A 25,402-nucleotide genomic window follows, 5' to 3' on the forward strand; every position below is an offset into this window, starting at 1 on the left:
AACCTTAAAATATCTCCCAGACCTTTTAAGCCAAAAAAATTCCAAATGCCTAAAACTACGAGGTTTCAGGCATTTTTATCACGACGTAAACCTCAATTTGGAGCTCGCTCTGCTTGCTTGTTTCTGCAGAGCTACCCAGTTTCATATCTCCAAATGACGTTTGTCTTGTTTTATTGTCGTATTTGCTTAGTTTTCCACTTCTGGTACAGTCACTTTACCATCAATAATTGCTTTCTTGGCGTCTTCAACTGCCTTCTTAGCTTCGTCAGATAGACCTGTCATAGCAAGGTCAACGCCTTCTTCTTTAAGACCGAAAACAGAGAGTTTACCACCAGGGAACTTGTCTTCTGCTGTCTGATTAGCTACGATTTGAAGGGCTTTACCAACCTCTTTGATCGTTGAAGCTAAAACAAAGTTAGACTCTTTACCATCTTTTGAAGTATATTTTCCTTCGTCACTTTGATCACGGTCTGCACCAATAACCCATACTTTATCTGCTTCATCACGCGTTTCGTTTTCCAATTTAGCCTCATTAAAAACGCCAGCTCCTGTTCCACCAGCTGCATGGAAAATCACATCTGCTCCTGAACCATATTGGGCCGCTGCAATCGTCTTCCCTTTAGCAGCATCGGCAAAAGATCCCGCATAAGCAACGTCAACCTTGATGCTATCATCAACAGATTTGACACCTGCTTCAAAGCCTTTTTCAAAACGTTTTACGACAGAGGCTTCCATACCACCAACGAATCCAACGTGTTTGGTTTTAGTCGCTTTGGCTGCTGCAACACCTGCTAAATAAGACGCTTCATTGTCGCCAAAGCTAATGCTGGCAACATTGTCTTTACCCTCAACAACCGCATCAACTAAGGCATATTTGGTATCTGGATTGTCATCTGATACTTTATCAATCGCATCTTGAAGATTGAACCCAATACCAAAAATAAGATTGTAACCACTTGAAACGGCGGTATCTAGGTTAGTAGCGTACTCAGATTCACTAGATGACTGCCAGTAATCAAAGCCTGAACCTTTTTTAAGGTTATTTTCTTTCCCCCACGCTTGGAGACCTTCCCAAGCTGACTGGTTGAAGGATTTATCATCGATACCTCCTTGGTCTGTTACCATAGCTACTTTCAATGCTGTTTTATCGTTTGAGTCACTTTTTTCAGAACGATTGCCACAAGCTACCAAAGCAAGCAGAGATGCTGAAGCAAGACCTAAAGTAACGATTTTTTTATTCATGATATCACGAATCTCCTAAAAAATATTTTTTCATCAAGCCACCTGATGACTTGTTTAGGAAATTACTATAACAAGCATTTTATGTTTTAACAACATTTTTAGTTTCATAAAACTATATCGTTCGGTTTTTATGCAATCCCATACTTTTTTTAACGTTCAACGACCAACAAAACAACAATAAACTGATATTTTCTGAACATTAAAGTCTATAAGCACGAGTATTCACTTTTACTTCAGTAGGGTTAAAGAGACTATTTTACCCTATTTTAAAAATAACCCGCTAGTGCTTTTTTGTGATCATTAGCTAAAAGTGTGCAACTTTTTGTCATTCGTTGAAACTTTCTGAGATTGATAACCGCAAATAGCACTGTTCGCGCTTGAGATTCTAGACCAACTTAACGATATGTCATCCACTTCACCAATCAAGTCTAGATCTGGAGAGTCAGGATTGGCCCCTTGCGCCATCAGCACTTTCGCTGATCAATCCTCTCTTAATGCCGCATCAAAAACGGTTCATCAGAAAAAAACGATCTCCCCAATTGCGACAAGCATGAATCGGTTAGTAATCACACATCATCCCGTCAAAAAAGGACCGACTAGGTCGCATCCTTTCTGAACATTTTAATGCTCAACGGCTTCAGGCCTTGCTTCTTCCAAGCTTCACTCTACTTCTCCACCCGACTACCGAAGGCCACGAGTTGACGAGTTTATTCTATTGCGCCCTCATGCTGAGCTTTGATGATTTTCGAGCCCATAATCACGGCGTCCTATACGCGGTTAAAGCAGAGAATATCCTCTTGAATGGAGGCGCCAAATCCCGTTATAACTGGGACAGGAGACAAAGCCCTTTAACGTTGCAAGTACTCATTCAAGTCATCACGGTACTGGTTTTCTTTCAATTGCTAAATAATAAATGACAGCTGGACACCATTGACCAAACTGCATTGTCCCGTCACTTCAATTTTCCTGTAAACAGATCTAAAGCCTACTCCTTCTGACTATTTATTAGTCTGAAATTTTCAATTCTGAAGTCAACACTTTTTTAAAAAATTTAAATAATGTTCGGCATTTATGAGCGACGTCCAGGTATTAGACAGTGTTTCTGAACGTCTCACTGCATATCCTATAAGAACAATTGGGGATCTTTAAGACCAAAACCTAGCCGCAATATCTTGACCTTGCTTAATCTTAGCCCACTGTTGTGGAATGGCTAGTTCATTTACCGAATCACATGAAGCAAAGCCACATTGGTGGGAAAGAAAAAGACGGTCCTTAGGAATAATTTGACTAGCCTCTTCTAGCAACTGGTAGACACGGTCCTCGTCATCAAGATCAGTGGTTTTCGATGATAGCAAACCTAGCACCACTTCGGTATCCTTATCCTTTAGAGCTTCAAGTGCCTTAATGTCACCTGCACGCTCATCATCCCATTCTAGGAAAAAGCGGTCGTAATGCTGCTCAGCTAAGAATTTTTCTGCAATCGCTTCGTAAGTGCCTCCTGAAGCGTGACGACTTTCATAGTTTCCACGACAGTTATGGGTCCAAACCGTCAGCCCCAGATCATGAGCGAAATCGACAACCTCATTATTAATCGCAATAAACTGGTCTGCCAGATCTGTCAGGTCATCATTTCCTGCCGCAAAGAAAGAGTCGGGGTTGCTCTCATCAAACAATTCCCAGAGGCAGTCGTCAAACTGAATAATCTTGCCTCCAGCAGCTTTGTACTCAGTCAGAAATTCTTTGTAGGCATTTATCAGACCTTCCTTGAGTGCTTGGTCAGTCTCATAGACTTGTCCTGGTCCAGCTAAGCCATCAAAGACCGATAATTCGGTAAAGGCGTGGGCAGGTCCCCAAACTGTTAATTTACTAGCATGATCACCTGCATGCTCCTGAACCTGTTTGTAAATATCCAAGAAATGATGATTCTTACCAGACAAAGGTGCTGTAATACGAATACCAATATCCTTGCGTGTCTCAAATTGGCTACCATCATGGTCTTTAAAGGTATAGCCTTGATCAGCGATATAACGCTCGATACCTCCCAAGCCCCAAACAAAATCCAAATGCCACATGGAACGGCCGTATTCCCCATCAGTAACTGTCTCAATGCCATTCTCTACCTGGTCTTTCACAATAGCCTTGATCTTTTCAGCTTCAAGCTCTTGATAGCCAGCCAAGTCGTCATAAAAAGGGTAACTAATGTCGTCACGATGCTCAATCTCATCTTTGTATTGGCGTAAATCAGATGGACGAAGCAATGAGCCTACCAGTTGAAATCTAGATTGTGTCATAGTCATTTACCTCATTAAGTGTGATAAGACTATCCTAACGTAAAAAGGTATTTTTGAAAAATAGTTATTAGACAAAGAAAGATATAGCTTTTTGCTATATCTAATATCATTTTTCTTATTATTTAAGGCTATAGTTACTTTCTATCTATGGCTATTCTTTACTCTAGGAAATAGGTGGCACCAATCAGATTGGCAGCATTATGGTAAAAACAAGCCTTAACTTCTGGGCGTTTAATAACTTGAAATACCCACGCCTCCTCCTCTTCTAGCTGATCAAGTTGCCGGTTAATTTCCTCAATCAAGATGTCTTGACTGGAAATACCACCGCCAATGACAACCTTCTCAACATCTAAAAGGCTTTGGCAGTTATTAATCTGGATAGCAAAAGAGCGACAATAGGTCTGGAAAATAGGGTAAACCCGCTCATCTTCGGCCTTAATAGCCTCAAAAACAGCCTTACCATCTTGCTCATCTGCCAAATGGAGTGCCTTGGCACAAGTGCTAATCAAGTTGACCGCAGATAGCTGCGCACCGGCTAAATCACTTCCCGTCAAGGGATCCCTTTTGCCTTGTGGCAAGCTAAAGGTCAATTCCCCAGCTTGAAAGTGAGAGCCTTGATAGAGCTGGCCATTGATGATAAGACCGCCACCAAGCCCAGTCCCCACAATCATGGCAAGACCATTTTGCACCCCTTTCAGATGACCAGAAGCCAATTCAGCCAAGACCGCTGCCTTACCGTCATTAATGACAGCAACGGGTTTTTGATAAAGGTCCTCCAAAAAAACCTTAAAGGAAAAGCCATCCAAATAGCGCAGCATGCCACCCTTATAAACGGTTCCAGTCTCTGGATCAACCGTGCCAGGACAGGAAATGGCAATGCCTTCAATCTCGTCTAGATGTGGGCTAATCAGCTCTTTCAATACCTCTTGACAAGTCTCTATATCATGTGCAGCAGGTCGTGCTTCAAAGGCTTTCTCTAGTTCAAAAGTGTCTGAAACCAGTCCCGATTTAAACTGGGTTCCACCCAAATCGATAGCTAAAATTGTCATATGTTCTCCTTTATCACAAATATCTCAAAATCACGATTGCCTAACCAACCGTGATTTTCTGTCTTAATCTAACTCTTCGCCGTTTGAGGCAATGACTTTTTGGTACCAATAAAAACTGTCTTTTGGTGTCCGATCAAGCGTTCCCTCGCCCGCATCATCCATGTCCACATAGATAAAGCCATAGCGCTTACGCATTTCGCCAGTACCAGCTGAAACGATGTCAATACAGCCCCAAGTCGTGTAGGCAATCAAGTCAACCCCATTAGCAATCGCTCTACGCATAGCTTTGATATGCTCCCGATGGTAATCGATGCGGTAATCATCATGAATGCTACCATCTTCTTCAACCGTGTCAAAGGCACCCAGGCCATTTTCTACAACCATAAGTGGCAATTCGTAGCGGTCATAAATTTTTTCAAGGTAATATTGCAGCCCATCAGGATCCTGCGCCCAACCCCAATCAGAGTAGGTCAAGTAAGGATTTTTAACACCAGATGAGAAGTTACCAGCCACTTGTTCGCCACCTGTATGCGTGGTTACATTATTGGACATGTAGTAAGAGAAGGTATACATATCCACTCTTCCCTTTTGAAGGTCCTCAAGATCTTCGTCGGTGACCTCTAGCTGAACATTATGCTCCTGCCAGAGTCGTTTGGCGTAAGTGCCGTATTTCCCTTTGGCTTGAACATCCCCACAATAGTAATTGCCAGATTCCCACTTGTGCTGATTAGCCAAGATATCTTTAGGGTCAGGCGTAGCTGGGTAGAAGCTAATGCCACAAATCATGTTGCCGATCATAAAGTCAGGATTGATTTGGTGCCCCAATTGGACGGCTTTGGCTGATGCGACAAACTGATGGTGAAGGATCTGATAGCTCTCTTGATAGTCTTGATCAGAAGCTTTTTGACCAAACATGTCCAAAAACATGGTGGTGTTATTGATTTCATTAAAGGTTAGCCAATACTTAACTAGGTCTTTGTATTCCTTGAAAATGACCTCACAGTAGTTGACATAAAAATCAATGAGTTGGCGGTTAGTCCAGCCACCGTAGTTTTCTTCCAGAGCTAATGGCGTGTCAAAATGCCAGATAGACACCAATGGCTCGATATTGTATTTACGACACTCTTCAAATACAGAGCGGTAAAAGTCAAGACCAGCCTGATTAGGCTTCTCATCATCTCCATTAGGGAAAATCCGTGCCCAAGAAATAGACAGACGGAAAATGGAGTAGCCCATCTCAGCAAAGAGCTTGATGTCTTCTTTGTAACGGTGATAAAAATCCACCGCCACATGGTTAGGGTAATACTCCGTATCCAACACAGCAAATTTAGCACCTTTAGGAATCTTCGCATGGTGGCCCAGTCCGCCAACTTTACCCGGTTTGCCATCCTGATCAATATAAGTCGTATAGCGTGGGGAATCCACCAAACCACCAGTGGTCACATCAGTCTGTACAAGCCCACGACCATCCTCGCTGTAGGCACCTTCTGCTTGGTTAGCAGCGATGGCACCGCCCCATAAGAAATTTTTGGGAAAAACCATTCTAATACCTCTTTTTACTTTAATAACGGTATTATACCGCAAAAAGAAAGCCTTTTCTGATGAAAAATAATGAAAAACTGATACTATGCCACTATATTAAAAAAGCTCTGCAATACCATGCAGGGCTCTATCATCTACTTCTCTAGCTCATCTAAATAAGCTTCGATAACATCTAAAACACCATCTTCTTGGTTAGATTTTGCCACATATTTAGCGGCTGCTTTAACCTGATCCGAAGCATTGGCCATGGCATAAGACTGTCCAGCTAGCTCTAACATTTCCATGTCATTGGCATTGTCCCCAAATGCCATGACCTGATCTGCTGTTAGGCCCCACTTGGTCATCAGTTGCTCCAAGCCCCATGCCTTATGGACACCGCGAGTAATAACATCGATACTACCATAACCACTGGCAGTTGGGACCAAATTAAGATCAGCTAAATCTTTTTTTATGGCAGTGATGACTGACTCTGTCTGACCATCAGGAACCACTATAACCGTTTTATAGATGTGGTCATCAGGCAATGGGAGAAGGCTAGAAACCTTTTTCATAAGAGGTAAGTGCAGACGCAAAAAAACCTCAATGGTTGGGTCAGTGTCTTCCAAGACATAAGCTGCTTTATCCCCTGTAAGGCTTAGGGTTACCTGCGGAAATTTTCCTTCTACATAGCTGATCAAGGTCTCAATTTCCTCATGAGATTGAAAGAACTGGACCAAGTCCTCTTCGTGAGAGACAATATGAGCCCCATTTTCAGAAATAAAGGTCAGGTCCTGATAATGCTGAGGAAATTTAGAGGCCAATAAACGATATTGATTGCCACTAGCTACCACAAAGCGGACATCATGCTGATTGAGGCGCTCAAGAAGTTTTTCAAAACGCACCTCATCATAGCTTTTATCCTCCCGCAAAAAAGTGCCATCCATATCTGTTGCGATTAATTTTATCATACAATTTCTCCTTTTTTTGGTCTAGGGATGCAAAGGGTCTAAAGCTGTGCACCTTTTAACGATTCGATCGTCATGTAAAGTTACTGTATTCAATAGGACGGTGATGAATAATAAAAAGTCGGAATTGCTACTAACTTCTCTAACACTTAAATAGTTTTATCTTTATACGATATTATTGATCGCCAGTTCCATCAGTTCTCTTTCCATTTCAGTATCACCCGCATATGGGTAGGTCTGACAGACTTTTTCAAACGTATCTTGCCATTTTTTACTAGATTCTAAATTTTGCTCATAAAATTTTTCATAAGCATATAAAAAACGACTAGCCGATGGCGTTGATTTTACCATAGCTTTAACAGTAGATTGTATGGCTTTATCATAATTTTCTTCAAGACGGGTAAAATCACTTTTAATAAGATCAAAATATAAAAGTTCCAGAGTCAATAATTGGCGATATATTTCGGGAAGCTTCGCCTCTGGTTTTGATAATAGTTTTTCAATTTCGTGACAGGCTAACCCATAGTCACCTCGGTCTAACAGTCTACTTATTCCATGAATTGCTGCATTAATAGTAATAGGATTTAAATAATCTTCTTCTGACAATTCCATAAAATAAGAATCATCTATGTCCTTAATCCGTGTCCCCAATAGCTGTTCTCCTGTGATCCAAAGTCCCAGTGCAAAAGCCTTTCTAGCTTTTGGTGACCTATATAAGGCAAAAATATTGTAGCCATCATTTGGTACTAAACCATTCATGGGAATTAAATTAGCAATACCTATCAAAGCATTAAACATAGCAAAAATATTTGTATAAAAGGTAAAATCAGACCATATCACTCCAACTAACCAACTAATTCCTGCAACAAGCACATTTAGAATGCCTCCCCCAGCATTGTACCAAAAGTAAGGAATAGTTCCTTTTTCCATAGGCGGAAGCATAATACATTGCCCACCCGTTCCGGGAATTGAGAATCTTGTTAATTTGACCTTATCTCCTACTTTATACCACATTAAATTTGCGACTCGAAACGATGAAAATTGATAACCAGACCACAGCCCAAATAGCAAATGACCTGCTTCATGAATAATAATCGTCACAAATAGTAATAGGATGGATATACCAAGAAATAAGATAAAATATAGTAGACTTAAATTGCCTGCCTTAGAACCTATATAGATTCCTATATACATAAAAGGTAGTAAGTAAATTATCGACTGAATAATTGTAATTATTTTCTTTTTCATTTATCCTCTTCCAACAAAAAATATGACCTGTCATGTTCGAAATTAATAAGTGGTTCTGTACTACTTACCATAGTTTCATAAAGTCCTCGATCTCAGTCTTGAGGGATACTACTCTAATGGTTTTCTCGTTTTCTCCATAATCATCAATTTCCCCATTTTAGCTTCTAAGTCTCTTTTGATAAGCGCATAATCCTTTTGAGAATAGCCATACTCACTATACCCCTTGTTAAGGTGAAGACAAAACAGCCAAACATTTTAACATCATCGAAGATAACTATGGGATACCTATCCTTATCTTTTAGAAACAATGCCATAATGTTTGGGGAATATCGGTATGTGAACGATTAGTTAAACCATAGAAATCTAAAAAATGGTCATGCTCCACTTCATTATAGACAGATAGTTTCATGATCATTAATGCCTTTCATTTCAACACCAGATGTCACATCAAAAACGCCCTTAGTTTTCTAAACTCGCAATCCCTTCTTCCAACAAAGACATGAGCAATAGCGTCTGTTCTTCTTTAACCAGTGCTTCAGCGCCATTTGCCAAGGTCTCGTAAAGCGCCTCATAGAAAAGGCTGTAATCCCCTACCTCTGAAACGACTTTTTCTTCGTGGTATTGGCCATCCTCCATATAGGAAAGAACACCATAATCTTGTGGCCGATCAAGACCAAAGTCAGCATGGTCAGGCAGGTAGAATTTTTTCAAATCTTCTTCCTGACGGTCTTTAGTTTCTTTGATAAAAGTTCCCTTATCACCGTAAAGCACAAAACTTGGGCGCTCTTTAAGGCGGAAATAAGAGGATTTTACGGAAACTTTCAGATCGCCATAGGTCAAATCAATGTCAAAATAATCGTTCATCCGATTGTCACCCAGTAGCTGGCGCAAGTCAAAATGAACATGGTCAGGTTTGCCAAAATAAGAAATGACCTGGTCTAAGGTATGGCAACCATGATTATAAAGAAAGCTAGTATCGACCGAAAACTCGTTCACACTCTCAGGCACTTCCGGACGGAAATAATCAAAATGCATCTCAATTTCCTGAAGGTTGCCCAATTTGCCAGATGCAATTACCATCTTGCTGGTCAAAAAGTCCGAATCAAAGCGACGGTTGTGGTAGCCTTGCAGCATGAGCCCTTTTTCACGCGCTAGGTCAAACAATTCCTGCGCCTCTGCCAAGGTTCTGGTAAAAGGTTTTTCCAAAAGAACATGTTTTCCTGCCAAGAGGGCCTTTTTAGCCGATTCATAGTGGTTAGCCAAGGGCGTTGTCACCACAACTAATTCAATTTCGGGGTCATTTAAGAGGACGTCTAAGTCTGTCGTGTAGTCAGCTCCTTCGACCTTAGCCCAGTCATCCTTAATCGAGCGATTGTAGATGGTCTTAACCTTAAACTTTCCTGTTTTCAAAATAAAGGGTATGTGATAGCGATTGGTTGATTTGCCATTTCCAATAAATCCTGTAGTAATCATGATATTCCTTCTATTCCTTTTAATGATTTACTCTTATTTTACCATACTCTGAATACAGTCAAAAAACTCCCTAGTCTGGAGAGAAGCTAGAGAGTTGATGATAACCTTAAGAGTAGAGGGATTCCCCGTTGCTTGCAATGACTTCCTTATACCAGTCAAATGATTTTTTCTTGTAGCGAGCTAAGCTACCAGTGCCGTCATCATTACGGTCAACATAGATAAAGCCATAGCGTTTTGATAATTCCGCTGTTGACGCTGATACCAAATCAATCGGTCCCCAAGTGGTATAACCCAAAAGGTCTACCCCATCTTGTAGAGCTTCGCCCACTTGCACCAAATGTTTTTGAAGGTAATCAATACGGTAATCATCTTCCACCGTTGGACCATTTGGTCCGTCAACAAGCACATCTTTGGCACCAAGTCCGTTTTCCACAATAAAGAGTGGTAGCTGATAACGATCATAAAAATCATTGAGGACTAAACGAAGACCAACTGGGTCAATTTGCCAGCCCCATTCCGAAGATTCCAGATAAGGATTGGTTATACCACCCAAAATATTGCCTTTGCCACTAGCATAGTCCTCAGGATTATGCGCTTGTGCCACTGACATGTAGTATGAGAAGGAAATAAAGTCAACGGTATGTTTGAGAAGCTCTTCATCTCCTGGAGAAAATTGAATCTCAATATCGTTTTCTTTAAAGAATCGCTTGATGTAGTTAGGGTATTTGCCACGGACATGAATATCTGAGAAGAGATAATTTTGATTTTCAAACTCATGGACAGCTAGTTGATCAAGTGGATTTGACGTCATCCCATAAGCCGGCATAGCGATGACCATACAGCCGACTTTAAAGTCGGGGTTGATCTCATGAGCAATCTTGGTCGCTGATGCTGACGCTACGAGTTCATGATGAACAGCTTGATAAAGATCCTGTTTGGACAAGGCTTCGACTGGCGTTGCAATACCACCAGACATGAAAGGTGCATGAAGAACTGAGTTGACCTCATTAAAGGTCAACCAATACTTGACCTTGTTCTTGTATCGCGTAAAGACCGTACGGACATAGTTCTCGTAAAAACCAATCAAGTCACGATTTGCCCAGCCGTTATACTCACGCGCCAAGTGCAATGGCGTTTCATAGTGAGATAGGGTAACCAAGGGCTCAATGCCATATTTAGCCAATTCATCAAAGACCTTGTCGTAAAAAGCAAGACCTGCTTCGTTTGGCTCAGTCTCATCCCCATTTGGAAAAATACGTGACCAAGCAATAGACATGCGGAAGACCTTGAAGCCCATTTCTGCGAAAAGGGCAATATCTTCCTTGTAACGGTGATAAAAATCAATCCCTTCCAACTTAAGATTATCCTCAGTCGGAAGATCAGTAATCAAAGGGTTTTTATCACCAGCTTTAGCAGGAAGACCACCTTTTGGAGTGACATCCTGTACGGATAAGCCTTTACCATCAAGGTTATAGGCTCCTTCAAATTGATTGGCAGCTGTGGCACCGCCCCATAAAAATTCTTTAGGAAATGTGTAAGTCATAAAACTACCTCGCTTTTTCTTAATGTCATTATAAAAAAATCAATAGAATGATACTAACACTATTCTGCTAAAAACTGATACTATCATTCGAATTATGATTATGATGCTTTTTATATATTCTATAACTTTGATCTCAAGTGAACTCTAAAAGCTACTTCGTTAGGCCCGACGCATAACAGTAGAAGGGCTTGGAAATCATTCCAAGCCCTTTACATACTTTATCCTAACCAGAAAATTGTCTTATCTTGTATATTTACCATTAACAAAAGTTAATTCTTCAGTGTCGCTGTATGTACTGTAAGCCTTAACAATCGCAATAATCCAATCGATCAGACTCCAGAGACCAAACGTCAACCAATTGAAGAGGAGTTTTGCAACACCCAGACCAACCTGCCCTCTCATGAAGCGATCAACACCAAGTCCACCGAATAAAAAATTACCAACCCATACAAATAGGTGTTTATTAATTGTTTTTTGCATCTTTTCAATATCTCCTTAATACAATGATACTACAAGCATAACATAAGTCTCCCATTATATAAATAGCACTTTTTACCATAAACTAAGCTATATACCACATTCTGATACTATACTTTGACCATCTCCTATCTTATGTTACAATAAAGACAAACACTAAGGAGATCGTTTTGTGGACAAACAGCTTGATGAATTACGACTAGATATCAATTATAACAACCACTTGCTTCCCTATCATTTTTATCACACCAAAGTTAGAAATGGACGTCCAGATACCCTTTTTCATTGGCATCCTGAGTTGGAAATAAATTATGTCTATGAAGGCAGCGCACGCTATCATATTGATTATGATTTTTTCAATAGCACTGCTGGTGACATTATTCTGATTCGTCCTAATGGCATGCATTCGATCCATCCAATCGCAAACGAGGAGCATAGCACCGATACCTTTCTCTTTCACTTGGATATGATTGGCTACTCTATTGTTGATCAAGTTAGCCTTCGTTACTTACAACCTTTGCAAAATTCAACCTATAAGTTTATCCAACGCATTCAACCTCATATGTCAGGGTATGATGAGATTAAGTGCGTGCTGTTTGATGTGTTTCGCTTAGCCAGAGATGAAGGACGACACTTTGAAGTTTTGCTCAAGGCTAGATTAAATGAACTCATCTACCTGCTCTTTTTCCACCGTTATGTTGTCCGCAAAATGACCGATGATACCTACCGAAAAAATGAAAAATTACGGGAATTGATTGATTACATCAATAATCATTACAGTGAAGACCTGCCCATCTCACTCTTAGCTAAAAAAATGGGCTACAGTAAAACACATTTTATGTCCGTCTTCAAACAGCAAACTGGTTCTTCGTGTACCGAATTTATTATCCAAGTTCGTCTACACAAAGCTAGTGATGTCTTGGTAAATACCAGAAAACCAATCATCGACATTGCTAGCCAAGTTGGTTTTAATAACTTATCCAACTTCAACCGCCAATTCAAAAATTATTACCAAATAACACCTAGCCAATACCGTAAAAAGTACACGAAGAAAAAAGAATCCCAGACCCTCATCAACCCACAAGACGACATTCTCTTATAAACCACAAGCACATCATACCGTAAGTGATGTGCTTTTTAGATTTAGAGATTGCCATATCTTCATTCCAATAATTAAAATCCCTCCCGAAGGAAGGATTTCATTTTATTATTTAACAGTTGTAAGGAGATAATCACCTGTATTAACACGGCCTTCTTGTGTGGTTAAGACATCTGTATAAGCATCTGTATTTGTGATGATGATTGGAGTGATCACTGGAAGTCCAGCTGCTTTGATAGCATTAAGATCAAACTCAAGGAGTTTTTGCCCTGGTGTGACTTTATCACCGACTTCAACAAAGTTCTTGAAGCCTTTACCAGCGAGTGATACAGTGTCCATACCAATGTGAATCAAGATTTCAGCACCATTTTCAGTTTTAAGACCAATAGCATGATTGGTCGGGAAGACAAGTGAAACTTCAGCATTGGCTGGTGCTACAATAACACCATCTGATGGGTCAATAGCAATTCCTTTACCCATAGCACCTGAAGCAAACACTTCATCAGGAACATTTTCAAGAGCAACAACATTACCAATCAATGGGCTAGCAATAATTTCTTGTTTAATGTCAACAATTTCTTCAGCTGCAACAACACTAGCTTCTGAAGCTTGCTCTGGAGCCGTGCTTCCGAATAAAGTTGGTACTGGCGCAAGCATTTGAACAATGAAGGAAATAAGGACTGCAGCGATTGAGAAAGCAATCATAATCCACATTGGTGTTAAACCAGCTTCAGGACTAACGTAACCTGGATACATAAAGATACCAAGAGCACCCATTGCATAGTTTTTCAGATCAAAGAATGAAAGACCTGCACCAATTAAGGCTGAGACAGCACATGAGATGTAAAATGGAATTTTCATTGGAAGAGTGACCCCATAGATAGCAGGTTCTGTCACACCAAATAGAGAGGAAATAAGGGCTGGAGCTGAAATTGTTTTTACCTTTTGTTCTTTGGTTTTTAACATAATAGCTGCTAATACCCCTGTTTGTGTAAAGTTAGGTAAATCTGCAGCTAATAGAATATTAGACCAACCGTTTTGTGAGAATTGTAAGATTGCAAGTGGTACAATTGCCCAGTGCAAACCGAACATAACCATAACCTGCCAAGCTGCACCAAGTAAAATACCATAAAGAAGGGGGCTGAAGCCCATAACAGCTGTAAAACCTTTCGATAATAAATCAGAAACTAAATTAGCTAAAGGTCCAACAAGAAGGAAGGTTAGAGGGACGGTTATCAAAATAGTTACAAATGGAACTACGAATAACTTAACCACATCAGGTGTGATTTTTCTCATGAATTTTTCAATGATTGAAGCAACCCAAACAGCTAAAATAACCGGCATAACAGTTTGAAGGTAGCTTCCGGCGGCTGAAAGTCCCCTCTTAACCGATTTTCCGCATAAAGAACTCCAAGGGATCTCTTTGAATGATGTGACCTTGAGCTATGGTAAACACCTTATCACACATGATCTTCTCTTTACCCATTTTGGACTTTCTGGTCCTGCTGCCCTTCGATTATCCAGTTTTGTAAAAGGAGGAGAAACAGCACATCTTGATTTTCTTCCACAAACAAGTGAGGAAGAATTGTTGACCTTATTTGAAGCACAACGTGAAAAATCCTGTAAAAATGTCTTAAAAGGCTTATTGCCTGAACGTCTAGCAGATTTTTTAGCGCAGCCTCTCCCAGAAAAAATCAAGCAACTCTCCCCACAAGAAAAGCAAGTCCTTGTGGAAAACCTCAAAGCTTTCCCCATCAACATCACAGGAAAAATGTCTTTGGCTAAATCTTTTGTCACTAAGGATGGCGTGGATCTAAAAGAAATTAATCCAAAAATCTTGGAAAGCAAGAAGGTCCCTGGACTCCACTTTGCAGGAGAGGTGCTAGATATTAACGCCCATACAGGTGGCTTCAACATCACTTCTGACCTCTGCACAGGCTGGGTGTTAGGAACACCAATGTATTAATAGTTGAAAACACAATAAAACGAGGCTGATTCAATATATCTTAATTAGTATTTCCTATAATAATCATGTTATAATTAAAAAATAAATAATTGAAAGGAAAAGTTATGACTGGAACAGATAGTATCTCTTCTGAGAGAAGAGACGAGAAGGAATTACAAGCCATTGTTTTAGCGGGCGACTATGGCTATATCCGCCAAATTGAAACAACATTAAAATCATTGATTTTCCACAATAAAAACATTAAGGTTTATATTTTTAATCAAGATATTCCAAAAGAGTGGTTCACACATTATAAACAACTGCTTAATCAATTAGGTAGTGATTTAATTGATATAAAATTATTAGATGTCCCTTTAAACAAGGATTGGTTTGCTGGTTTTTCGCACATTACGTACATGGCCTTTGCTCGCTACTTTATTCCTCAATTTGTCTCTGAAGATAAGGCATTATACCTCGATAGTGATATTATCGTAACTGACCAGTTAGATGAGCTTTTTTCCATAGATATCAATCATCACTATCTAGCAGTCGTACGAGCCGTTTTTGGATACGGAATTGGTTTTAATTCTGGTATGATGCTAATTAACAACAAGCGTTGGAAATCTGAAAATATTACTGAAAAATTAGTTAAAAAAACAGAACAAGAAAAAGACTCTATTCAAGAAGGTGACCAAACCATTTTGAACATAGTGTTAGGACATGAAGCCATTTGGCTAGATGACACCTATAATTTCCAAATTGGTTTTGATAAAGGTGCCTTCGCCTATCGTCATAAACAACTATTTGAACTAAGCTTAGATCCCTTACCAAAAGTTCTGCACTATATCTCAGAAGATAAACCTTGGAATACCTATTCATCAGGTCGCTTACGTGAAGTATGGTGGCACTATCAAATGATGGACTGGTCCAAAATTGAGCAAAAATGGATTAGTGAAAAAAGGGAAGTATCCGCACCAGTATATAAGGGTAAGTTATTAATCATAACAAATACCCATTTAATTGAACAAATCGAAGACTTGATTAAAGAATTGCCAGACTACGCCTTCCACATTGTTGCTTTTACTGATATGGCAGATAGTTTAAAAAAATTAGCTAGCTTTGACAATGTTTTCCTACATCCTAAAGTTATCGGTTATATTTTAGAAAATATGATTCATGACTGTGATGCCTATCTAGACATTAATCACGGTTCAAAAGATCCCTACTTTATCAATCTTGTCAAAGAAGTCGATAAGCCAAGCTTTGCATTTGATAATGTTGCAGCTTCAGAATTTAATGATTACAAGTATGGCTACTGTTTTAACCAAAATCAACGACAAGAAATGATTACAAAACTAAAAGAAGTATTAGCGGAGAATATAAGTGAATAAAGACAATAAGTTGAAAGCAGTAGTTTTAGCAGGCGATTATGGTTACATACGTCAAATAGAAACTACTTTGAAGTCTGTTATCTACCTGTAGCGTTACAATAGATGTGAGACTTCTAGAAGCCAAAAAGAAGATTCCCTGATATGATAAGAGTACCACCACTCATCAAAAACTCTAAGCAGGTTCCACCTGCTAACTCATGACAGAAAAATGAAATCACCTTATAATTACGGTGAACAATGCAAATCCGTAGTCTTTAATAGGGCTTTGCCTAGCCTGTATTAAAAACTGGATGAACAAGAATCATGAGATAACTCGAATATGCTAAGAAGCGTGAAAATAAAATTACAGCTAACCTCTTGTTCCTATTGTTCAAATAGATAGCAGGAGGGCTTTAGTTATGGAAGTTATGATTGAAACCTGTTGTGGCATTGATGTTCACCAGAAATCCATCGTCTGTTGTATTCTAGATAGTCCGCTAGATACTAACAAACCTAGAAAAATCCAGAAGAAATTTGGAACAACGACTCATGCTTTGCGGAACGCCTTACAGTGGATTGAAACTAACTATGTATTGAACTGCACCCCAAAAGTTAGACACAAACTCTAACGATTGGGCTGTTTTTCTTATGAAATAATGCTAGGACTGAGGCAACAGTTCTAGCACCAAAAAAATTTAAAATTTCAATTACAGTATAGCATAGGGAGTGGCTTTTTGTACTTTTTTAATGTTTTTTTCAAATAAAAAGGAATCTCCTCATGACTAGTATATCACAAAATCTTCGCTATTTACCACATACTCTAGAAACATGTTACCACGCTGTTAAAACCTACCGAAATGGTGCCTCTGTCGCCTTCATCTGTCGACGTTACAAAGTTTCAAAAGCCTCTCTCATACGCTGGAATAAGCGGTTCGATGGAACCAAAGAATCGCTGAAAGACCGCTCTCATCGTCCTCTAACACCAAGGCATAATGGAAAGGTGGAGCGTAGTCATCGAAATGACAATCGACGTTTCTACCAGCACTTGACCTTCTATTCCTATGACGATCTAATCAAACAGATGAAAATATATTTGTACCGTTCCAATCGACTCCCTATGCAGACTTTAGACTGGAAATCTCCTATCGATATCAGAAAAGCTTTACTAGGAGCTAGCTCCTAGTAAAGCTTAACAAATGGGTAACTTCAAAATCACCTTTTTGGTCTCACATCATTGATAAAGGTACATTTTTGAAACCCTTTTCCTAAACATATTCTTGCCACCTTATGAAAAGAGAGACTCACTAATTGACATGTTATCCTATTACGCTCAAACAAGCTCTTCTATAATTCTTATTAAGGATCAACCAAACACCATTACTCCTTATTTCCCACTGCAACAATAGTCTAAAAGGTTTGAATTTCTCCACCACTGTTTTGAGGTTAATAAGGAACCTAAAACCTATTATGAAAGGCGGAAGTCAAGGATTTGATAATATAAAAAGACAAACAACACAAGGGATGTCTGTCCTTAACCTAAATCTAAATGTTAGGCTTGATATTCGATGTCATCATCCTTTTGTGAAGCAAACTGACTCATATAAAGATCATAATAGAAACCTTTATCAGCTAATAGGCTCTGGTGATTGCCTTGCTCGATGATTTGACCATCTTTCAAAACCAAAATTTTATCAGCTTCTTGAATAGTTGATAAACGATGAGCAATGACGAAACTGGTACGCCCTTTCATCAACCGGCGCATCGCCTTTTGAATCAGCAATTCTAAACGCGTATCAACCGATGATGTTGCTTCATCCAGAATCAAAATCTTAGGATCCGCCAAAAGGGCACGCGCAATGGTCAAAAGCTGCTTTTGCCCTTGTGAGATATTGCTTGATTCCTGATTCATATCAGTCTTATAGCCGCCTGGCAAGGTACGAATAAAGTGATCGACATTAGCCGCCTTGGCTGCCTCGACAATTTCCTCATCTGTGGCAGACAGATTACCAAAGCGCAAGTTTTCTTGAATAGTCCCTTCATATAGCCAAGCATCCTGTAAGACCATACCAAACTGCCTGCGGAATTCCTGGCGTGACAGCTGTCGAATGTCATGCCCATCCACCGTAATTGCTCCCGCTGTCACATCGTAAAAACGCATCAGAAGATTAATCATGGTCGTCTTACCAGCGCCTGTTGGGCCAACAATGGCAACCATCTCACCTGGTTCAACATCGAGATTGAAATCACGAATCAGTGGTTTGTCCGCAGTATACTGAAAATCAACATGATTAAAGCTAACTTGGCCACTTAAGGCATGGTCCAGTGTCTCTGTCACCTGATTCGGCTCGTCAGCTTCATCCAAAACAGCAAAGATACGATCCAATGACGATTTAGCACTCTGCAAGAGTCCCGCCAATTGAGAAATGGTCTGAATAGGCTGAGAAATCTGCCAGGTATACTGGACAAAGGCTTGGAGGTTACCAATAGTCATGTGACCTGAGATGACCTGTAAGCCACCATACACCGCTAGAATCAAGTAAATACCATCTGAAATCGCATGGAGCACAGGCATCATCAAGCCAGAGATAAAGCTAGCTTTAAAACCTACTGCCTGCAAGTTTTCTGTAATTTGACGAAACTCCGCTGCAGAGACTTCTTCACGACCATATAATTTTAAAACATTAAAACCCGTTAATTTTTCTTGGACAAAACCATTCATGGCACCAAGAGCATCAGCCTGTTGTTTAAAGTAGGGTTGAGATTTTTTGACTATAGTTTGTGCTGAAAAATATGTCAGTGGAACCATCACAATAACTAGCAAAGCCAACTTCCAGTTAAGATAAAGCACCATAGCAATCACAAGAATGATGCTCAAAAAAGCGTTAATAATCTGTAGAAAACTCTGCTGTAATGCATTCGACACCGTCTCCACATCATTGGTAAACCGTCCCAGCATATCACCGAATTGGTGCTTATCAAAGTAAGATACAGGAATACTGTTGATTTTGTTACTCAAATCGCTCCGCAAATCATGAATACTTTTCTGCACAGCCTTGGTCATGAAATAGTTAGAACCATAGGCACCAATTTCATAAACTAAAGCACGAAGAGCATAAAGTACCAATACCAAAACAATGTATTCGACATTAATACCAGCACCAGACACTCCTCTTGCCATATCCAAGAGATTGCTAGTCAGCTCCGTAATAATCAATCCTAGAACAACCGGTTCCAAGACATTCATAATAGCGCTTAGAACTTTTAAACCAATCGCCAAATAAACCGATCCTTGGTATTTTTTCAAATAGCCCCAGAGACGTTTAAAAACATGTGTTTCCTTCGGCATTAGGCACCTCCTTCTTCCAAAGACTGACGATTCAGCTGAGAATTGGCAATTTCACGGTAAATGGCATTGCTTTCGATTAATTCCTCATGTGTTCCACGACCGACAATCTCACCCTCATCCAAGACGATAATCTGATCAGCATCCATGATGGTACCGACACGCTGAGCGACAATTAACACCGTCGCTTCTTCAGTAACCTCTTTCAACCGTCGGCGTAGTTCGGCATCTGTCTTATAATCAAGGGCCGAGAAAGAGTCATCAAAGATATAGATATCTGGCTTTTTAACAATAGCGCGTGCAATGGACAAACGTTGTTTCTGACCGCCTGACAGATTGGAGCCACCTTCAGCCAAATGGGTTTCGTACCGGTCTTCACGACTCTCAATAAACTCGCGCGCTTGCGCAACATCACTGGCTTCGTCTAGCTCTGGAGAAGTGGCATCAGATTTACCATATTTCAAATTTTCACCGATGGAGCCAGTAAATAGTAGCGCTTTTTGGGGAATGAAACCTACTTTTTGGCGTAAGGCTTTGAGATTATAATCTCTGACATCAACACCGTCTACTAAAATCCGACCAAAAGTCACATCATAAAAACGCGGAATGAGGTTCACAAGAGAAGACTTCCCTGAACCTGTTGACCCAATAAAAGCAATTGTTTCACCTGGTTTTGTCTGAAAGGAAATATTATGCAAGACTGGTGATTCAGTTTCGCCTGGATAGGCAAAGGTTACGTTATCAAATTCCAAATAGCCCTTACTTGCCGTCTCAGTAACACCATCTTCATTTTTAGAAATTGAGATTGGCATAGCCATGACTTCTTCAATCCGCTGACTAGATACGGCCATACGTGGGTACATGGTAAAGAGATTGGCAAACAAAAGGAAAGAGAATAAGGCATGGAAACTGTATTCGATAAAAGCTACCAAATCACCAATTTGCAGCTGTCCCTGACGCAGAGGATCCAAAGCAAACCAGACAATAGCAACAATCATGGCAATAATAATCTGCACAAATAAAGGTTCAGTCAAACCAGTTAAAATAAAGAGATTCTGCGAAATATTAGCATACTCCTCATTTTTACGGTCAAATCGCTCTTCTTGGAAACTTTCACGCGTGAAGGCTCTGATAACCCGAAGACCTGTTAAATTTTCACGGACATACTGGTTAATCTTGTCCAAGGTCATCTGTTGCTGCTCAGACAAAGGCTTCGTTTTTAAAGCGACATAAGTCACTACCCAAGCCAAAAAAGGAATCGATGCTGCTACAATCCAAGCCAAAGATGGGCTGGTCAGAAAGATCATGACCACTGAAAACAGCATCATGAGAGGGGTCACCATTCCCAAACGCAGGCTTTGTTCTGCAAATTGCATCAAAACAAAGGCATCGCTCGTCATTCGAGTGACAAGGGATGACACACCGATTTTGTCATACTCACTGTGAGAATAATCTTGTAGCTTGTCGTACATGTCATTTCGCATATCCTGTATCATGGTTGTGGTTAATTTTCCAGCGGCATAGGCCAGAAGAATCCGTCCCAAAAACCCTAAAAGCACAATGATCAACATCATCCAACCCCAGAAGTATAGACGCGAAACTTCCGCCTGATTAATTCCTTCATCAATCATTCGCGCTAAAATGGTTGGCAAACCTAAGTTCGCCAATACAAATAGCAAGGCGCCTATGACATCAAGTACCAACCATTTGGGGTACTTTTTTAAATAAGACCAAATTAATGTCATTTTTTGTTATCTCCTAAATTCACTAAATCACTTTTTCTCTTGGTGCGACAGGGCTTAAAATGGCCTTTTTCTGCTGATGATCCCTTCAAGTCTTTCACCATCCAGATCGTCATGGCATGGTACCCATTGTCATTAGCCAATGGCTCGTCTAATGCTTTAAAACCGAGCGCCTCATAAAGAGATACTGCCTGAGCAAGGACATCAGTCGTTTCTAAATACAATTGCTTGAAACCGGCTGCTCTTGCTTCTGCAATCACCGTCTCGGTCAAACGACGTCCCCAACCCTGACCTCTGATAGTTTCAGACACATAGAGCTTTTGCAGCTCACAGATGTCATCCGATAGTAGTGCAAACCCTGCACCTCCCATGACCCTGCCCTGATCCTCAAGGACAAAATAAGCCGAGCGTTCATCGGAGACGTAAGTTTCTGCCAACCTATCTAAAAAAGGATCAAAGTAGGCAGTTCCCGGTTTATCAAGACCTACGGCTTTCAAACTCTTTCGTATAATGGTCGCCATTTGCTCATTATCATTAGCGACAATTGGTCGTATATGCATTCCTTGTAAGACCCTTTCTAAAGTATTTCCTGCTTAATAGCGTTTTTCAATAGATCGCAACCTAAAATGGAGTAAAAGGCTACAGGTAAAGAGTCCAGCAATCAGACCAATCCAATAGGCCCGAGCCCCCAAATCTGTTAAGACATCCAATAACCAACCAGCTGGAAGTGCGATCCCCCAGTAGGCACCTACACCAACAAGGAAAGGATAGGTCGTATCTTTGTAACCACGCAAAATGCCTTGTACAGGAGCTGCTAAAGCATCAGCCAGTTGAAAAAAGAAAGCATAGATTAGAAAGTCTGTTGTTAATTGAATAAACCGTTCCCCACTCCCGTAAAGATAGGCCACCTGCGTTCGAAAGAGAAATAAAATGGTTAAGGTCACTGCCGCAAACAAGAGTGCTGTCACACGTCCAATTCTAGCAAACTGACGAGCATCACCATAATTTCTGGCACCTACTTCAAATGATATCGCAATAGGCATGGTGATCGAAATACTTAGTGGAAAAGCATAGAGCAAGGTCGCAAAGTTCATGGCTGCTTGATGGGCGGCAATGATATCCGCTGAAAAGTTTACCATAAAGAGACCCACTGTCGCAAAAATGGCCACTTCTGCAAAGATTTGCATACCAATAGGTAGTCCAAGTAGAAATCCTTGTTTTAATAATTTGAGATTTGGCAAAGTCCAGCGCCATACATGAAAGGGCTTGACTTTCGGATGTAATGACATCACCACTAGAACCACCAAGAGTAATAACCAATAGGATAGGGCCGTCCCAAGTCCAGCACCTGCTCCTCCCATTTCAGGAAGCCCAAATTTGCCATAAATCAAAGCATAATTAAAGCTAGCATTGAAGGGCAGTAAGAGCAACATCAAGTACATAGACAATTGTGTCAATCCTAGGGCATCAAAAAATGATCGACAAACACTGAATAAGAGTAAGGGCAAGATCCCTAAGGCCAACCACTTCAGATATCCTTGACCAACCTCAACCACTTGTGCTTCAAGACCAAAAGAGGTCAAGAGAGGGATTGCGACAAAGGTCACCAGTAACCATAAAAAGGCAGATAAAAGAATGGCCATATAGATAAACTGATGAAAATCATCTTTGATCCGATGACGATTGCCCTGGCCAAGGTGTTGACCAATAATGGGAACCAAGGCAGACACGATACCAGTCAATAAGGAGAAAAATGGGTTCCATAAGCTAGCTGCCATCGAAACTCCTGCTAGGTGTGTCGTATCATACTGTCCCGTCATCATAGTATCAATGAAAGTAGCTGAAAAGTTGGCAAATTGATAAATCAAAATAGGAAAAAAGAGTCTAAGAAAGAGCGTGATTTTATGTTTCACGCTTTCAGTATGATACATAGTCCCTCCTTATTCTGCTAATTCACTGAGATAGTCATAACGTTCATATTTTTCAAGCAGGCGCGCATTATGACTATCCAAATCTCTCTGAAGAACAGCCAACTCACCATAATCACTGGCATTTTCCAGCATAGCTTCCTCTATCTGTTCGATCGCTTCTTCAAGCACTACAATATCTTCTTCAATAGTCGCCCATTCTTTCTTTTCCATATAAGTCATACGCTTTTTCTCTTGGCGAACTTTAGTCGTTTTTGGGGTTTCTTTTTGACGTAATAAAGTGGCACTTTCTGCTTCAAAAGCCTTTTCGTCTAAATAATCTGTATAATTTCCATAGAAAGAGCGAATGTTACCATTTTCAAAGGCTAAGATTTTATTAGCAACCTTATCTAAAAAATAACGGTCATGGCTAACGGTGATAACTGGACCGGTGAATCCAGCTAAAAATTGCTCTAAAACGGTCAAGGTCGCAATATCCAAATCATTGGTAGGCTCGTCCAGTAAGAGGACATTGGGCTTTTCAATCAACAATTTCAAAAGGTAGAGACGCTTCTTCTCCCCGCCAGATAATTTCGAAATCTGTGTACCATGGCTCGATCTTGGGAATAAAAACTGCTCCAGCAGTTCACTGACACTAATTGTTCCAACACTCGTTTTGACTTCGTCCGCAACTTCTTGAAGGTAAGAAATGACACGCTTATTCTCATCCATACCCTGAATTTGCTGTGAGAAATAACCAACACGAACGGTTTCTCCGATAACCACTTGACCTGATGTCGGCTCAATCTTTCCAGCAATCAAGTCTAGGAGAGTTGTCTTACCAACCCCATTATCACCAACAATACCAATGCGGTCTTTATTTTGGATAATCTCATTAAAATCCTTTAACAAAGGCTTGTGGCTATCGTAAGCAAAATCGACATGCTCAAAGTTGACCACTTTTTTCCCAATACGACTGGTTTCAAAAGTGATCTCCAAATTGTCCGTAGAAGTCTCCTGATGAAGATTCTGTTTGAGATCATGAAAGCGATTAATTCTTGCTTGTTGCTTTGTCGCTCTAGCTTGCGGCTGCCTACGCATCCAAGCCAATTCTTGCTTGTAAAGTTGCTTTTTCTTATGTAAGGCCGCAGCATCACGCTCATCCTGCTCTGCACGTAAACGCACATAATCCTGATAATTACCTTGATACTCCGTCAACTGACTATCCGATAATTCAAAAATACGGGTTGCCACATTATCCAAAAAGTAGCGGTCGTGCGTAATAAACAAGACGGTCTTTTTAGAGTTAGTTAAATAATTTGTTAACCAAGCAATGGTTTCAATATCCAGATGGTTGGTCGGCTCATCCAACAGCAACAAATCAACATCTTTTAACAAGACCTGTGCCAACTGCACACGGCGACGAAGACCTCCTGACAAATTACCCACGGTTTGTGTTAGATCTGTGATACCTAACTTAGATAAAACAGTTTTGACCTCACTCTCGATGGTCCAAGCGTCTAAGATATCCATTTCCGACATTAGAGACTCTAATCGCGCCTGCTTATCTTCTGAGTAGTTAGCCATGATCGTTTCATACTCGCGAATCAAGACCATCTCACGCAAATCAGAAGATAAAACCGTATCCAAGACAGTCTGGTGCTCATCAAAATCAGGTTCTTGTGTCAAGTAGGCTATTTTATAGTCTTTGGGTTTGACAAAAGGGGAAATATCACCATCAAAACCAATACGTTCGGCAATCACATCCAGTAAAGTTGTTTTTCCGGTGCCATTAACACCAATAATCCCAATACGATCAAGCTCATGAATCATAAAGGAAATTTTCTGAAATACCATCTTATCCCCAACGGATTTTGTTAACTGTTCAACACTAAAATCACTCATACTATTATTCCTTCTATCATACTAACAAAAAGACAAATGCCTCAACACTCACTTTTGATAGCCTTCTACTTCAGTAGCGCCATAGTCCTTTAAATCAAGCCCCTATTCTTTAACAGCTCGACCAATATCTTTCAACATAGCACAAAGTGAGCGACTTTCATCTAAGACCTTATTTATCGCATGGCATTGGAGTTTCTGAATATTGCAATCGCATTTTTTATGCTTTATGTTGCTTAATGAGGCTGGGTTCAAGCCCAGCCTCTCATCACATTATGCACTTGT

Annotated in this window: 18 protein-coding genes and 2 pseudogenes; 5 read left to right on the forward strand and 15 right to left on the reverse strand. The window is 40.2% G+C overall.

Annotated elements, in window-relative coordinates; all coding sequences use genetic code 11:
* Positions 1–186: 186 nt before the first annotated feature.
* From G574_RS0103980 to G574_RS0104020, 9 genes are all read right to left on the reverse strand, one after another.
* Positions 187–1,242: a BMP family lipoprotein gene (locus tag G574_RS0103980; RefSeq protein WP_029691061.1), complete on the reverse strand. Its 1,056-nt coding sequence runs from the start codon at positions 1,240–1,242 to the stop codon at positions 187–189.
* 1,145 nt (positions 1,243–2,387) lie between these two features.
* Positions 2,388–3,533, reverse strand: a complete 1,146-nt coding sequence (locus G574_RS0103985) for a cobalamin-independent methionine synthase II family protein (protein WP_029691062.1) — start codon at positions 3,531–3,533, stop codon at positions 2,388–2,390.
* Positions 3,534–3,691: 158 nt separating this feature from the next.
* Complete coding sequence (locus G574_RS0103990; protein ID WP_029691063.1) at positions 3,692–4,582, reverse strand: ROK family protein; 891 nt, start codon at positions 4,580–4,582, stop codon at positions 3,692–3,694.
* Positions 4,583–4,645: 63 nt separating this feature from the next.
* The gene (locus G574_RS0103995) at positions 4,646–6,130 is read right to left on the reverse strand and encodes a glycoside hydrolase family 1 protein (RefSeq protein WP_156828102.1); all 1,485 of its coding nucleotides are present in this window, start codon (positions 6,128–6,130) and stop codon (positions 4,646–4,648) included.
* Between the two features lie 128 nt (positions 6,131–6,258).
* Positions 6,259–7,071 carry a Cof-type HAD-IIB family hydrolase gene (locus G574_RS0104000; protein WP_029691065.1) on the reverse strand — a complete coding sequence of 271 codons (813 nt, stop codon included), beginning with the start codon at positions 7,069–7,071 and terminating at the stop codon, positions 6,259–6,261.
* A 162-nt stretch (positions 7,072–7,233) separates the two neighbouring features.
* Complete coding sequence (locus tag G574_RS0104005) at positions 7,234–8,316, reverse strand: M50 family metallopeptidase (RefSeq protein ID WP_029691066.1); 1,083 nt, start codon at positions 8,314–8,316, stop codon at positions 7,234–7,236.
* Positions 8,317–8,775: 459 nt separating this feature from the next.
* The gene (locus tag G574_RS0104010) at positions 8,776–9,789 is read right to left on the reverse strand and encodes a Gfo/Idh/MocA family oxidoreductase (RefSeq protein ID WP_029691067.1); all 1,014 of its coding nucleotides are present in this window, start codon (positions 9,787–9,789) and stop codon (positions 8,776–8,778) included.
* A gap of 106 nt (positions 9,790–9,895) precedes the next feature.
* The gene (locus G574_RS0104015) at positions 9,896–11,332 is read right to left on the reverse strand and encodes a glycoside hydrolase family 1 protein (protein WP_029691068.1); all 1,437 of its coding nucleotides are present in this window, start codon (positions 11,330–11,332) and stop codon (positions 9,896–9,898) included.
* Positions 11,333–11,572: 240 nt separating this feature from the next.
* Entirely contained in the window at positions 11,573–11,812 is a 240-nt protein-coding gene (locus tag G574_RS0104020) for a TM2 domain-containing protein (protein WP_029691069.1), read from the reverse strand.
* 169 nt (positions 11,813–11,981) lie between these two features.
* On the opposite strand from G574_RS0104020, the gene G574_RS0104025 reads away from it, so the two are divergent.
* Complete coding sequence (locus G574_RS0104025; protein ID WP_029691070.1) at positions 11,982–12,911, forward strand: helix-turn-helix domain-containing protein; 930 nt, start codon at positions 11,982–11,984, stop codon at positions 12,909–12,911.
* 105 nt (positions 12,912–13,016) lie between these two features.
* Here the strand turns inward: G574_RS0104025 and G574_RS0104030 are convergent.
* A pseudogene (locus tag G574_RS0104030) lies at positions 13,017–14,285 on the reverse strand (glucose PTS transporter subunit IIA); the annotation flags it as partial.
* On the opposite strand from G574_RS0104030, the pseudogene aao reads away from it, so the two are divergent.
* The 4 genes and pseudogenes from aao to G574_RS11280 form a co-directional block, all read left to right on the forward strand.
* A pseudogene (aao, locus tag G574_RS11505) lies at positions 14,269–14,874 on the forward strand (aminoacetone oxidase); the annotation flags it as partial. The pseudogenes G574_RS0104030 and aao overlap by 17 nt on opposite strands.
* A 104-nt stretch (positions 14,875–14,978) precedes the next feature.
* Positions 14,979–16,244 (forward strand): glycosyltransferase family 8 protein, encoded by a 1,266-nt coding sequence (locus G574_RS0104040; protein WP_051130528.1) that lies wholly within the window; start codon positions 14,979–14,981, stop codon positions 16,242–16,244.
* 398 nt (positions 16,245–16,642) lie between these two features.
* Positions 16,643–16,852, forward strand: a complete 210-nt coding sequence (locus G574_RS0104045) for a hypothetical protein (RefSeq protein WP_051130529.1) — start codon at positions 16,643–16,645, stop codon at positions 16,850–16,852.
* 149 nt (positions 16,853–17,001) lie between these two features.
* Complete coding sequence (locus G574_RS11280) at positions 17,002–17,406, forward strand: transposase (RefSeq protein ID WP_084677572.1); 405 nt, start codon at positions 17,002–17,004, stop codon at positions 17,404–17,406.
* Between the two features lie 366 nt (positions 17,407–17,772).
* Here G574_RS11280 and G574_RS0104055 read toward each other — a convergent pair whose 3' ends face one another.
* The 5 genes from G574_RS0104055 to G574_RS0104075 are packed head-to-tail and all read right to left on the reverse strand — an operon-like array spanning position 17,773 to position 25,120.
* Positions 17,773–19,569, reverse strand: a complete 1,797-nt coding sequence (locus G574_RS0104055; protein ID WP_029691076.1) for an ABC transporter ATP-binding protein — start codon at positions 19,567–19,569, stop codon at positions 17,773–17,775.
* Complete coding sequence (locus G574_RS0104060) at positions 19,569–21,311, reverse strand: ABC transporter ATP-binding protein (RefSeq protein ID WP_029691077.1); 1,743 nt, start codon at positions 21,309–21,311, stop codon at positions 19,569–19,571. Before G574_RS0104060 ends, G574_RS0104055 begins: the two co-directional genes overlap by 1 nt.
* Positions 21,308–21,868 carry a GNAT family N-acetyltransferase gene (locus G574_RS0104065; protein ID WP_029691078.1) on the reverse strand — a complete coding sequence of 187 codons (561 nt, stop codon included), beginning with the start codon at positions 21,866–21,868 and terminating at the stop codon, positions 21,308–21,310. The genes G574_RS0104060 and G574_RS0104065 overlap by 4 nt, the downstream gene beginning before the upstream one ends.
* 33 nt (positions 21,869–21,901) lie before the next feature.
* On the reverse strand, positions 21,902–23,239 hold the full coding sequence (locus tag G574_RS0104070) for an MATE family efflux transporter (protein WP_029691079.1): 1,338 nt from the start codon (positions 23,237–23,239) through the stop codon (positions 21,902–21,904).
* A 9-nt stretch (positions 23,240–23,248) separates the two neighbouring features.
* Positions 23,249–25,120, reverse strand: coding sequence for an ABC-F family ATP-binding cassette domain-containing protein (locus tag G574_RS0104075; protein WP_029691080.1), 1,872 nt, complete (start codon positions 25,118–25,120; stop codon positions 23,249–23,251).
* Between the last annotated feature and the right edge of the window lie 282 nt (positions 25,121–25,402).

Source organism: Streptococcus hyovaginalis DSM 12219 (assembly GCF_000420785.1).
GTDB lineage: Bacteria > Bacillota > Bacilli > Lactobacillales > Streptococcaceae > Streptococcus > Streptococcus hyovaginalis.